The 11538-nt window shown below is 53.9% G+C and carries 12 protein-coding genes; 3 read left to right on the top strand and 9 right to left on the bottom strand.

Features of this window, described 5'->3' with window-relative positions:
* Window positions 1-99: 99 nt before the first annotated feature.
* The 3 genes from trmL to R2X38_RS19925 form a co-directional block, all read right to left on the bottom strand.
* Complete coding sequence (gene trmL / locus R2X38_RS19935) at window positions 100-564, bottom strand: tRNA (uridine(34)/cytosine(34)/5-carboxymethylaminomethyluridine(34)-2'-O)-methyltransferase TrmL (protein WP_317524093.1); 465 nt, start codon at window positions 562-564, stop codon at window positions 100-102.
* 119 nt (window positions 565-683) lie between these two features.
* Window positions 684-2045: an envelope stress sensor histidine kinase CpxA gene (gene cpxA / locus R2X38_RS19930; RefSeq protein WP_317524092.1), complete on the bottom strand. Its 1362-nt coding sequence runs from the start codon at window positions 2043-2045 to the stop codon at window positions 684-686.
* A complete protein-coding gene (locus tag R2X38_RS19925) occupies window positions 2045-2737 on the bottom strand; it encodes a response regulator (RefSeq protein ID WP_317524091.1) in 693 nt (230 codons plus the stop codon). Before R2X38_RS19925 ends, cpxA begins: the two co-directional genes overlap by 1 nt.
* Before the next feature lie 190 nt (window positions 2738-2927).
* Between R2X38_RS19925 and R2X38_RS19920 the strand changes: the two genes are divergently transcribed.
* A complete protein-coding gene (locus tag R2X38_RS19920; protein ID WP_317524090.1) occupies window positions 2928-3431 on the top strand; it encodes a CpxP family protein in 504 nt (167 codons plus the stop codon).
* A gap of 552 nt (window positions 3432-3983) precedes the next feature.
* On the top strand, window positions 3984-4946 hold the full coding sequence (gene pfkA, locus R2X38_RS19915) for a 6-phosphofructokinase (protein WP_317524089.1): 963 nt from the start codon (window positions 3984-3986) through the stop codon (window positions 4944-4946).
* A 126-nt stretch (window positions 4947-5072) separates the two neighbouring features.
* Here the strand turns inward: pfkA and tpiA are convergent, their stop codons facing one another.
* Window positions 5073-5843 (bottom strand): triose-phosphate isomerase, encoded by a 771-nt coding sequence (gene tpiA / locus R2X38_RS19910; RefSeq protein ID WP_317524088.1) that lies wholly within the window; start codon window positions 5841-5843, stop codon window positions 5073-5075.
* Window positions 5844-6289: 446 nt separating this feature from the next.
* On the opposite strand from tpiA, the gene R2X38_RS19905 reads away from it, so the two are divergent.
* Window positions 6290-6637, top strand: a complete 348-nt coding sequence (locus R2X38_RS19905; RefSeq protein ID WP_317524087.1) for a 5-carboxymethyl-2-hydroxymuconate Delta-isomerase — start codon at window positions 6290-6292, stop codon at window positions 6635-6637.
* Here the strand turns inward: R2X38_RS19905 and R2X38_RS19900 are convergent.
* From R2X38_RS19900 to glpK, 5 genes are all read right to left on the bottom strand, one after another.
* The gene (locus R2X38_RS19900) at window positions 6634-6963 is read right to left on the bottom strand and encodes a DUF3135 domain-containing protein (RefSeq protein WP_317524085.1); all 330 of its coding nucleotides are present in this window, start codon (window positions 6961-6963) and stop codon (window positions 6634-6636) included. The genes R2X38_RS19905 and R2X38_RS19900 overlap by 4 nt on opposite strands.
* A 202-nt stretch (window positions 6964-7165) precedes the next feature.
* Window positions 7166-7909, bottom strand: a complete 744-nt coding sequence (locus R2X38_RS19895) for a ferredoxin--NADP reductase (protein WP_317524084.1) — start codon at window positions 7907-7909, stop codon at window positions 7166-7168.
* A 13-nt stretch (window positions 7910-7922) separates the two neighbouring features.
* Complete coding sequence (locus R2X38_RS19890; protein ID WP_107298995.1) at window positions 7923-8540, bottom strand: helix-turn-helix transcriptional regulator; 618 nt, start codon at window positions 8538-8540, stop codon at window positions 7923-7925.
* Between the two features lie 201 nt (window positions 8541-8741).
* Window positions 8742-9749, bottom strand: coding sequence for a class II fructose-bisphosphatase (glpX, locus tag R2X38_RS19885; protein WP_317524083.1), 1008 nt, complete (start codon window positions 9747-9749; stop codon window positions 8742-8744).
* 220 nt (window positions 9750-9969) lie between these two features.
* Entirely contained in the window at window positions 9970-11484 is a 1515-nt protein-coding gene (gene glpK / locus R2X38_RS19880) for a glycerol kinase GlpK (protein ID WP_317524082.1), read from the bottom strand.
* Window positions 11485-11538 lie beyond the last annotated feature (54 nt).

Raw genomic sequence — 11538 nt, 5'->3', positions numbered from 1 at the left:
CCTGACTAGCCACTAGCCACTAGCCACTAGCCACTAGCCACTAGCCACTAGCCACTAGCCACTAGCCACTAGCCACTAGCCACTAGCCTCAAGCCACATCTATACCGCCCCTTTGAAACCAAGCTGGCGCCAGGCCTCGTAGCCGATGATTGCCGCGGCGTTGGACAGGTTCAGGCTGCGGCTGTCCGGGTGCATCGGGATGCGCAGGCGCTGCTCGAGCGGTAGGCTCTCGATCAAGTCGGCAGGCAACCCGCGGGTCTCCGGGCCGAACAGCAACACATCGCCGTCTTCGAACTTGGCATTGGTGTGGAAGTTGGTGGTTTTGGTGGTGCAGGCAAAGATCCGGCGCTCGCCGATGTAGGCAAGGAAAGCCTCGAAATTGGCGTGGCGGTGGACGTGGGCCAGGTCATGGTAATCGAGACCGGCACGGCGCAGTTTCTTCTCTTCCAGATCGAAACCCAGTGGCTCAATCAGGTGGAGGTTGGCCCCACAGTTAGCGCAGAGGCGGATGATGTTGCCGGTGTTCGGGGCGATCTCCGGTTCGTAAAGGGCGATATCAAACATAGTAGACAATCCGTGGTGACAATCGCGCTATTGTAGCGGAAAGCAAGCGCAAGAGCACAGTGGTCAGTTCGGAAGGAAATACGGCCCTGTCACGATTGGCGAAGGGCCGGGTATTGGTATTATTTGGAAAGCGGCAGGGTGATGGATACTTTTAGGCCGCCCAGTTTGCTGCGCGAAGCCTTGATAGTGCCGCTGTGCTGGCGGATAGCGCTTTCGGTGATGGCAAGGCCGAGGCCGGTGCCGCCGCTGCTGCGGTCCCGCGCGGTCGAGACGCGGTAGAACGGGCGGAAGATATCCCCCAGCTCATTGTCAGGGACGCCTTCGCCGTTGTCTTCAACCGTGATACACAGGCGCATTGCCTGGGTAGTAAAGCGGATAGTGATCTTGTCATCCCCGTACTTGATGGCATTGCGCACCACATTTTCCAGCGCGCTGATCAGCAGGTTGGGATTGCCGTGCAGCGGCCACTCTTCCAGCGTGGTATAGCTGAGTGCCTTGCCACACTGCTCAGCTTCGAAGCGGGCGTCTTCGAGCATGTCATACCATAACGAGGCCGCATCCGTTTGCTCCCGTTGCTCATGGCTATTGACCTGCATCCGCGACAGTTCCAGCAGCTCGCCGATCATGGTTTCCAAGCGTTCGGCCTCGGTGTCGATCCGGGTCAGCTCGTTGCTCTCGCCCTGTTTGCGTTTGGCCAGCGCGGTGGCCATGCGCAGGCGGGTCAGCGGCGAGCGCAGCTCGTGGCTGATATCGGACAGCAGGCGTTGCTGGCCGCCTATCATATGGTTGATAGCCTGCACCATCTGGTTGAAGCTGGCGCCTGCCTGCTTGAACTCCTTGGAGCCGGATTCGAGCTTGGGATCGGCCTCGAATTCCCCCTTGGCAACTCGCTCGGCAGCATTCTGCAGGCGGCGGGCGGGCAGCGAAATCGCCCAAGCCAGCCACAGCAGCAACGGGGTGCTGACCAGCATGGTCAGCAGCAGGAGCTGGAAGGGCTTGTCTAGGATCTGGATGAAAAACGGCGGTGGCTCCCTGACAATCCGACCGATGTACATCAGCAGGGTATCGTCCTTGTGCCTGACCTCGAACGGCCCGGCCATCATCCAGCGGCCGTAGAGCTTCTGTTTGGGATGACTCGGGCTGTCAGCCATGGTGATGAAGTTACGCAGTGCCTTGCTGTTGCGCCGGGGTGAGATCACATCGCCATCGGTGGTGGTAAAATAGAGCTGGAATCCCTTGTGGCGCTTGTCGTCAGTGAAGCGGCTGAGCTTCCTTTCCAGCGAGCCGCCGTCGTGGGAGATCTGGCTGGATATGCTGGCTGCTGATTCCTGGAACCGCTCTTGCTGCGGTTGGGGGATCGTGTGCTGGGTCCGCGGGTCTAGGTTGGGCAGCAACAGCAGTATCAACACCACCAGCAGCAGAGTGAGCCAGAACACCGCAAAAATACGGCCATACAGGCTGGAAAAGCGCGGCAGCTTCATTAAACGTCCTCGACCAGTAGGTAGCCCTTGCCACGCAGGGTCTTGATCCAAGGCTTGCCGTCATCACGCTCGGGCAGTTTCTTGCGCAGGTTAGAAACGTGCATATCGATGGCACGGTCGAACGGTGCCAGTCTTTTGCCCAGTACTTCCAGGCTGAGCTCGTTCTTGGCGATGATTTTGCCCGGATGCTGGACGAAATAGCTCAGCAGGGCCAATTCAGTACCCGTCATTTCAATGGGATTGCCGTGGCAAATGACTTCCTGTCGACCCGGGTAGATTTCGATGTCCTGATAAGTCAGGCATTCGGGGCCAGCTTTGGTGGTGTTGCTCTTGCTTTGGGTTCGGCGCAGGATCGCGCGGATGCGGGCCAGCAGCTCACGGTCGCTGAAGGGCTTGGGCATATAGTCATCGGCACCCAGCTCAAGCCCGAGCACGCGGTCAATTTCTTCGCCCTTGGCGGTCAGCATCAATACCGGGGTTTCATGCTTTTCACGCAGGCGGCGCAGCATCTCGGTGCCATTCATCACCGGCATCATCACATCCAGTAAGATCAGGTCGATACTGTCGTCGACCTTGGCCAACCCTTGCTCGCCATTGTTGGCTTCTACTACCTCGAAACCTTCCATATCGAGAATATCGGAAAGCAGGGAAGTCAGTTCGGTATCATCATCAACAAGAAGGATTTTGGCCATAGTGTCTACCTTTAATAAGCAACAGCGATAAGGTAAGTATCCCTAATCGTTGCAGGGTCGCCAAGTAAAACTGGTTTAGCTTTACGCAGTTTTACGTTTGCCAGACAGCCCTTTACCTTGCAGGGGGTAAGCTATATCCGTACTTGAGATTACGGCGCTGCAATAGCAGCCTTTATTGGAGAAGAACATAATGATGACTTTCAAGAAAACAATGGCGCTAGCAATTGCCCTTCCTCTGGCCCTGGGCTCTGCTTCAGCACTTGCTTACGGTGGCGGCAAGCACCATAACGGCCACGGCGGTAAAGGTGGCTGCGGTATGGATGACAGCCGTATGTTCCGCCAACTTGATCTGACTGATGCGCAGCAAGCCGAGTTGAAAGAGCTACGCCAAGCCAACAAAGAAAACATGCGCGGAAAAATGGGCGAGCGCCATGCTGAAATGCAGGCCCAGCACCAGAAAATGCAGCAACTTGTGTTGAGCGAAGACTTCAATGAAGCAGAGGTTCGCGCCCTGGCCGAAGAGATGTCCCAGCAGCAGGTCGAACGCCGCGTTTCTATGCTCAAGCAGCGCCATGAAATGATGCAGGTGCTGACTGCCGAGCAGAAGACTAAACTGCAGGAGTTGCAAGCTGAGCGTGCACAGAAGTGCCAGGCCAAAATGGAGCAGCGCATGGAGCGCAAGCAGTCTAACTAATTGCTGACAACCGATTTACGAAAGCCGCCCAAGCAAATGGCGGCTTTTTTGTTGCCTGTTGTTGGGCGCAGCGGGTTTGTAAAACATCGATTTGAATGATTTTGTTATTAATTTTCGTCATAAAACAGCTATACTGCGGGGTATTGCCCAGCCCTGTGCATTATGTCAGGTGTGATTATCATGGATGAGTTCACAATCACCCGCGGTCTTCCTCCTCATTTGGCACAACTGGAGGCTCCGGTGCCAGCCGTTATACTGAATAGGTATGGTATTCGGCTAAGCGCAACATTGCTTGCGGCACCAGCCTATAGGCTAACTGTTTTGCCGATCCCGGTAGCCCTATGAGGCGGCGATCATTCCCGCGTCATGGTGAAGTTGCAGGCTATCGTGATATGAATCAACAAAATTTTTTATCAAAATTGTAATACTCCTACATTAGTAGGAAAGTTACAGTTTCGTGAGTTAGGGCCGTGATGGCCCGTGTGTCGGGAGGGGAACCCCGGCCGCTCATGTCGGATTTGAATTTTCATTTCCCAAAGTCAGAGGGTAACCATGATTAAGAAGATTGGTGTATTGACCAGTGGTGGTGACGCACCTGGTATGAACGCGGCAGTTCGCGGTGTTGTTCGCGCAGCATTGTCTGAAGGCCTAGAAGTATACGGTGTCTACGACGGCTATCAGGGCCTGCACCAGAACCGTATTGAAAAACTGACTCGCTCAAGCGTATCAGACGTCATCAACAAAGGTGGTACATTCCTAGGCTCTGCGCGTTTTCCTGAGTTCAAAGAAGAGAAAGTGCGCCAGCAGGCTATCGAAAACCTGAAGATCCACGGCATCGACGCGCTGGTTGTGATCGGTGGTGACGGCTCGTACATGGGTGCGAAGAAGCTGACTGAAATGGGCTACCCATGTATCGGTCTGCCGGGTACTATCGATAACGACGTTGCAGGTACTGACTACACTATCGGTTACCTAACGGCACTGAACACCGTTATCGACGCGATTGACCGTCTGCGTGACACGTCATCTTCGCACCAGCGTATTTCTATCGTTGAGGTGATGGGCCGCCACTGTGGCGACTTGACGCTGATGTCTGCGATTGCTGGCGGTTGTGAGTACATCATCACACCGGAAACTGGCTTGAACAAAGAAGAGCTGCTGGCGAAGATCAAAGAAGGGATCTACAAAGGCAAGAAGCACGCTATCATTGCACTGACTGAATTGATGACCGATGCCAACGAACTGGCGAAGTACATCGAAGACGAAACAGGCCGTGAAACCCGTGCAACGGTTCTTGGTCATATCCAGCGTGGCGGCCAGCCAACAGCCTTCGACCGTATCTTGGCATCTCGCATGGGTGCATACGCGGTTGACCTTCTGATGGAAGGCCAGGGCGGTCGTTGTGTGGGCATCCAGAACGAGAAGATGGTTCACCACGATATCATCGACGCAATCGAGAACATGAAGCGCCCAGTTCGTAAAGATCTTTACGACTTGGCTGACAAGCTGTTCTAAGGGGATTCCCTTAAAGTAAAAAAACCGGCCGCGGCCGGTTTTTTTGTGCCGATATTGAACAAGCAGCAATAAAAAAGCTACCCGGAGGTAGCTTTTTCATCAAACTGTGTCAGTCAAAGAAGTGAATTACTTCTTCGCTTCAGCAGCTGCTTTTGCGATAGCCGCGAAGCTTTCAGCGTTAAGGGCAGCACCGCCTACTAGCGCGCCGTCGATGTCTGGCTGTGCGAAGTAAGCTGCCGCGTTTTCTGGCTTAACAGAGCCGCCGTACTGGATCACAACTTTCTTAGCCATTTCTTCGCTCTTCTCAGCGATGTGAGCACGGATAGCCGCGTGGATGCGCTGTGCGTCATCAGCAGTTGCTGCTTTACCTGTACCGATAGCCCAGATTGGTTCGTAAGCGATGATCGCACCTTCAAGCGCTTCAACGCCCTGAGTGTTGATCACAGCGTCGATTTGACGCGCACAAACAGCTACTGTTTCGCCAGCTTCGTTCTGTGCTTCAGACTCACCGATACATAGTACAGGTGTTAGGCCGTGCTCTTTTAGGAACGCGAACTTCTTAGCCACGAACTCGTCTGACTCGTTGTGGTATTCACGACGCTCAGAGTGACCGATGATGATGTGGCTTGCACCAAAGTCTTTCAGCATTTCTGGAGAGATGTCACCAGTGAATGCACCGCTCGCGTTAACGTCAACGTTCTGTGCACCTAGGATGATTTTGCTCTCACCTTTGCCGATCAGTTGCTCAGCCAGGTCAAGGTACATAGCTGGTGGCGCAACGGCAACGTCTACACCTTCAACGCCTTTAAGTTCAGCATCAAGGCCTTTAAGAAGGTTAGATACCATTTCTTTGCTACCGTTAAGCTTCCAGTTACCCATAACCACAGGATGGCGCATAGCTTTTCTCCATATCAAATTGACTTAAAAAATACTCAATAGCTTAGTATACAGCTCTTGGGCGTAACCCGTTAGGCGGTGCTGAACACTAGGCTATAAAGTATCACCGGACTGTTTGGCTTGCGGTCTTATCTGTTAACACTTCAGCAGCGCCAACATTACCACAGCTTAGGAAATCAATTTCCTGTCCGAAATCATATCTGTGCTCGGTTGTACCCTTTTCCCCGGCAAAAGTGAACCGCTGCGCGGGAATTTTTTTCATCTTGATGCTATTCGCATCAGGCAGAGTAGAAAAAAGACAGTGATCCGTGATTGAAATATAGCCTGTATCTTTGGCGCTGTGGGACAAGATCCGCTAATGTTGATGCCCATTTCAGGATAAAGCCATGCCAAGCATGACTTTTCCCAACAAAAATAAGTGAAGTGTAAGGCGCAAGGAGGAGCGGATGCCTAACTTAGTGATGGAATACGCCGAACCCGTTGTTGAGCGGGTCAATATCCCGGGTCTGTTGGATGATTTACATACGGTGTTGCTCGAGTGTGGGATTTTCGAGCCGGATTCGGTGAAATCACGCAGCTACCGCTGCCATAACTGGCAGGTGGGTGAAAACCGCGATCTCGAGACCTTTATCCACATTGAGCTGAGTATGCTGTCGGGCCGTAGTGCCGAGACCAAGCGTGAACTTTCCCGTGCCTTGATGACGGTACTGGAACAGCATGCCAGCACCATCAACAGCCTGACCATTGATATCCGAGATATGGACAGCGACTGTTTCCTCAAGGTCAGCTGCTAGGCTGACTTGTCATGTGAGTCCGGCCGGGCAAAGGGTTTTATCTCGGCCTGGTGCTCGGTCAGGGTCTCCGGCGCGTTGAGGGCCTGGGCAAAGCGCTTGAGCTGCTGCTGCAGTTCGGCCATCAGCATGATGTTGGTATGATTCGGATTCTTGCCTTTGGCGATGACCTGATTGATGTGGCTCATCTGCGCCCGCAACCGCGGCTGCATGTCGGCGCTGGCATTAATGATGATTTCCTCGCTCATTGCCAGCCGCAAGGCGTCGAGCTTCTCCGGCTCGTTCTCGGCCATGGCTTTCAACTCATCGAACGGTGGCAGTGTTTGCATCGTGCTTCCCCTTGTTCCAACCTCTCTCGGACTGACGGCATTTGGTACAAACGCCATGCAATAAAGTTAGTTGTCAATAAGCTCGGAAAGCTGACTCAGGAGTGAGACAAAAAGAAGTTAAGTCCTAGGGGATTGCTTGTGATAAAAGTAGAACAGGTGCAAGCCCGGGAGTGGGCCTGCAAAAAGTGGTCCGAGAACCTGATTACCAGTAATGCTCCATGGTGATGTTTCCCGGTTTGCGGCGTAGGTTTTTGGTGAAGCCTTTCCCTTCTAAAACCGCTTTGGTCTCCCTCACCATCTCCGGGTTACCGCACAGCATAATTTGGCTTTGCTCAGGCGTCAGGCTTAAGCCGACATGGCGCTCCAGCATGCCGTCTTCGATGGCATGCGGGATCCGGCCCGGCAGTGCAGGCGGCGCTGGTTCACGGCTGACAAAGGGCTGGACAATCAGCTGCTCAGGATATTGCTCTTTGAGCGCGTTGATCTCGCCCTGATAGCTTAAGTCGGCCGAATAGCGCACCGCATGGACCAGCACTATCTTGCGAAAGCGCTTCCAGGCATCGGTCTCGCGTAAAATTGAGAGATAGGGCCCGATAGCGGTGCCTGTTGCCAGCAGCCAGAGCTGTTCGGCATCGGGGACCTCCTCAAGGGTAAAGTAACCGTTGGCACGGGCAGAGATATACACTTCCTGGCCCGGTTCGAGGGCGTGCAGCCGGGGTGACAGCAGGCCATCGGCCACCCTTGTGGCATAGACTTCGATTTGGTCGCTCGAGGGAGGGTTAACGAAAGAGTAGGCGCGCTGGATCATCTTGCCGTCAATCTCCAGCCCTAGCTTGGTGAACTGGCCAGCTTTGAACGGCTCAATATTGGCTTGCAGCACCAGGCTGAACAAGTCATTGTTCCAATGTCGGTTATTGATAACTTTCGCAGGGATCCAGTCAGCCATAATAGTCTCCTCGTTATGATTTTATTATTCGATACGCGCAGCGCCTCTCTCCGGCAATGATGTGCTCTTGCCTATTAACTTGGTATTCGTTGCCCAGTAAACGTTGGAAAACCGCCAGCTCGGACTGGCAGAGGGATGGGCAGCGTTGGGCCGCGTGGCAAATAGGGCAGTGGTTTTCGATCAGCACGAAATCTTCGCCATCCTGGTGAAGTTCGGCCATATAACCTTCCCGCTCCCTGAGTGTAGTCAGGATCTGCAGTTTTTCTGCGATATTTTCTACCCCGGCCAGCTGGGCTTGGTATTGTTCAAAGGTTTGATCCTCCCGTCGATCGACAACCTTGCCCAGCCCCTCCTGGCCAAACAGCTCCTCGACAGAATCAAGCATTTGAATAATAAGATCGCCATGGCGGTCGGCGAAGCGACGGTGGCCTTTCTGGGTCAGGTGCCAATGGCGTGTAGGTCGGCCGACTTTGGCCTTGATATCTTCGAAGTCGACCAGGCCATCTTCTTCCAGTCCCTGCAGGTGTTGGCGTACCCCCATGGTGGTGAGCTGGAATTCCTCGGCCAGTATCTTGGCGGTGACCGGGCCCTCGCGCTTCATCCGGTAGAGTATTTTGTCGATGGTTTTCATAGTTACCTATGGTCACAAGTTGGCTTAGTTAATTATGTAGCCAGCTTGCTAAATAAAGCAACAACTTTACAAAGTCAAAATGTGCTTAAGCTCTGCAAGTGGAGCTGGGGAAGAAAGGCGACAGGAGAAAAATGCGCTGGAGGTTAAAAATAGAAATAAAAAAGCGCGCCAAGTGGCGCGCTAGAGAGTTTTTCCGAAGCCTCAAAGGATATGGCCCTTGATAGCGTCGTCTTTGCGATCCAGATAGTGGGTCGACTTGATGCGGCGGATAGTACGGCACTTACCGCGGATCAACAGGGTTTCTGTGGTCGCGATATTGCCCTGGCGGCTGATGCCATCTAGCAGATCACCCTTGGTGATACCCGTGCCGGCGAAGATCACGTTGTCGCTCTGCGCCATGTCTTCCATGCGCAGTACTTTGTTTGGCTCGATGCCCATCTCGCGGCAGCGGTCGATTTCCATCTGGCCATGGTCGCGGTTTTCCGGCGTGTCGCCTTTGACTTCGTGGCGAGGCAGCAGGCGGCCGTGCATGTCACCGCCCAGCGCGCGAATTGCAGCCGCAGAAACAACACCTTCCGGAGCGCCACCGATGCAGTACATGATATCAACTTCGCTGTCAGGCATACAGGTCAGGATAGACGCTGCTACGTCGCCATCTGGCACGGCGTAGACACGGATACCCATCGCCTGCATCTCGGCAATAACAGCGTCATGGCGAGGTTTTGCCAGGGTGATCACAACCAGGCTGTCCAGAGTCTTGCCCAAGGCTGCTGCTGTTGCTTCCAGGTTTTCAGCCAGCGGCTTGCTCAGGTCAATCGCGCCTTTGGCACCCGGGCCAACAACCAGCTTTTCCATGTACATGTCAGGTGCTTTGAGGAACGAGCCCTTCTCGCCAGCAGCCAATACTGCCAGGGCGTTGTTCTGGCCCATTGCCGTCATGCGGGTACCTTCAATTGGGTCTACCGCGATATCTACCGCGTCGCCGCCGGTACCGACTTTCTCACCGATGTAAAGCATAGGCGCTTCATCAATTTCGCCTTCACCGATTACGATTTCACCTTCAATCTCGGTTTGGTTAAGCAGAGAGCGCATAACCTCAACCGCAGCACCGTCTGCTGCATTCTTGTCGCCACGGCCTAGCCATTTGTAGCCAGCCAGTGCAGCGCCTTCAGTGACACGAGAAAATGCCATCGCCAAATCGCGTTTCATGATTACTCCAGAAATAGAAATCAGTGGGCTAGGGCCTGTAGGCTACAGGCCCGAATAAATCTGGCGGCGATTCTAACACAGGTTGCAAGGAAACGTTTGCGTTAGCGCAAAAATGTTTATTTCTTGACGGTTCGCCGTCAGTCGACGAAAAAAGCCTGCTTGCGCAGGCTTTGGTAGGGGGAACTTGGGTAACGCTTGAAGCGTGCTTTAGGCGCGTGAGTTAGATGTCGTCTTCGACCGCCCAACCCTTGGCACACTCGACTGCGCGCTTCCAGCCGTTGTAACGGCGATTACGCTTACCATCGTCGTTGCAGGCGATGAACTTGCGATCCAATACTGCTTTGTCTTTCAGCTCATCAATGCTGCCCCAGAAGCCAACCGCCAGACCGGCAAGGTAGGCAGAACCCAGTGCGGTCACTTCGGTCACCACCGGACGATGGACTTCGGTATCTAGGATGTCTGACTGGAACTGCATCAGGAAGTTGTTGGCAACGGCACCACCATCGACACGCAGGGTACCCAGCTTGATGCCGGAGTCAGCCTGCATCGCATCCAGTACGTCACGGGTTTGGTAGGCGACACTTTCCAGTGTTGCACGGATGATGTGGTTACTGTTGACGCCGCGAGTCAGGCCGACGATAGCACCACGGGCATACGGGTCCCAGTATGGCGCGCCAAGGCCGGTAAATGCAGGAACGACATAGACACCATTGGCACTGCCGACTTTTTCGGCGAAGTACTCGGAGTCTTTGGCATCATCAAGCAATTTCACTTCGTCGCGCAGCCACTGGATAGAGGCGCCACCCATAAATACCGCACCTTCCAGGGCATAGGCGACTTCACCGGTCGGGCCGCAAGCCAAGGTGGTCAGCAGGCCGTTGTGCGAGGTCACTTTTTCCTTACCGGTGTTCATCAGCAAGAAACAGCCGGTCCCGTAAGTGTTCTTGGCCTGGCCTGGTTCCACACACATCTGGCCGAATAGGGCAGCCTGCTGGTCACCGGCAATACCTGCGATTGGGATACGGGTACCGCCTTTACCACCGATGTTGGTTTCGCCGTAGACTTCAGACGACGATTTCACTTCCGGCATCATAGAAAGCGGGATATCTAGCGCTTTGAGGAGCTTCTCGTCCCACTCCAGGGTATTGATATTGAATACCATGGTGCGCGAGGCATTGGTGTAGTCGGTAACGTGGACACGTCCCTGGGTCATCTTCCAGATCAACCAGGTATCAACGGTACCGAACAATAGGTTACCGGCTTCGGCCTCTTCACGAGCACCTTCGACATTGTCGAGGATCCACTTGATTTTAGTGCCTGAGAAATAAGGGTCGACAACCAGACCGGTGTTGTCGCGGATATACTCTTCAAGGCCGGCTTTTTTCAGCTGTTCACAAGTATCGGCGGTACGACGGCACTGCCATACAATGGCGTTGTAAACGGGTTTACCGGTGTTCTTGTTCCAGACAATGGTGGTTTCACGCTGGTTGGTAATACCGATACCAGCGACTTGGTCCGAGCGGATCCCTGCTTTGGCCAGTGCTTCAACCAGTGTTGAGCTCTGGGTTGCATAGATTTCTAGAGGATCATGCTCGACCCATCCAGCCTTTGGATAAATTTGGGTGAATTCACGCTGTGACGAGCACACAATGTTGGCGTTGTGATCAAGCACCACGGCACGGGAGCTGGTCGTACCCTGATCGAGTGCAACAATGTACTTTTGCTCAGTAGTCATAACGGTTTCCTCTCATTGTCATTATATAAGGGTAGTAGAGTGTGGTGTTCGGAT

It is taken from the genome of Photobacterium rosenbergii (assembly GCF_033022775.1).
Classification (GTDB): Bacteria; Pseudomonadota; Gammaproteobacteria; order Enterobacterales; family Vibrionaceae; genus Photobacterium; species Photobacterium rosenbergii_A.
The sequence above is the reverse complement of the archived record's forward strand: the minus strand, read 5'-3'. Positions and strand labels throughout refer to the sequence as shown.

What these genes read in the sequence shown, in the direction of transcription:
- glpX (WP_317524083.1), bottom strand. Translation starts at nt 9,749, where the DNA reads ATGAAACGCGATTTGGCGATGGCATTTTCTCGTGTCACTGAAGGCGCT.
- R2X38_RS19890 (WP_107298995.1), bottom strand. Translation starts at nt 8,540, where the DNA reads ATGAAAACCATCGACAAAATACTCTACCGGATGAAGCGCGAGGGCCCG.
- R2X38_RS19920 (WP_317524090.1), top strand. Translation starts at nt 2,928, where the DNA reads ATGATGACTTTCAAGAAAACAATGGCGCTAGCAATTGCCCTTCCTCTG.
- R2X38_RS19900 (WP_317524085.1), bottom strand. Translation starts at nt 6,963, where the DNA reads ATGCAAACACTGCCACCGTTCGATGAGTTGAAAGCCATGGCCGAGAAC.
- R2X38_RS19895 (WP_317524084.1), bottom strand. Translation starts at nt 7,909, where the DNA reads ATGGCTGACTGGATCCCTGCGAAAGTTATCAATAACCGACATTGGAAC.
- glpK (WP_317524082.1), bottom strand. Translation starts at nt 11,484, where the DNA reads ATGACTACTGAGCAAAAGTACATTGTTGCACTCGATCAGGGTACGACC.
- pfkA (WP_317524089.1), top strand. Translation starts at nt 3,984, where the DNA reads ATGATTAAGAAGATTGGTGTATTGACCAGTGGTGGTGACGCACCTGGT.
- trmL (WP_317524093.1), bottom strand. Translation starts at nt 564, where the DNA reads ATGTTTGATATCGCCCTTTACGAACCGGAGATCGCCCCGAACACCGGC.
- cpxA (WP_317524092.1), bottom strand. Translation starts at nt 2,045, where the DNA reads ATGAAGCTGCCGCGCTTTTCCAGCCTGTATGGCCGTATTTTTGCGGTG.
- R2X38_RS19925 (WP_317524091.1), bottom strand. Translation starts at nt 2,737, where the DNA reads ATGGCCAAAATCCTTCTTGTTGATGATGATACCGAACTGACTTCCCTG.
- R2X38_RS19905 (WP_317524087.1), top strand. Translation starts at nt 6,290, where the DNA reads ATGCCTAACTTAGTGATGGAATACGCCGAACCCGTTGTTGAGCGGGTC.
- tpiA (WP_317524088.1), bottom strand. Translation starts at nt 5,843, where the DNA reads ATGCGCCATCCTGTGGTTATGGGTAACTGGAAGCTTAACGGTAGCAAA.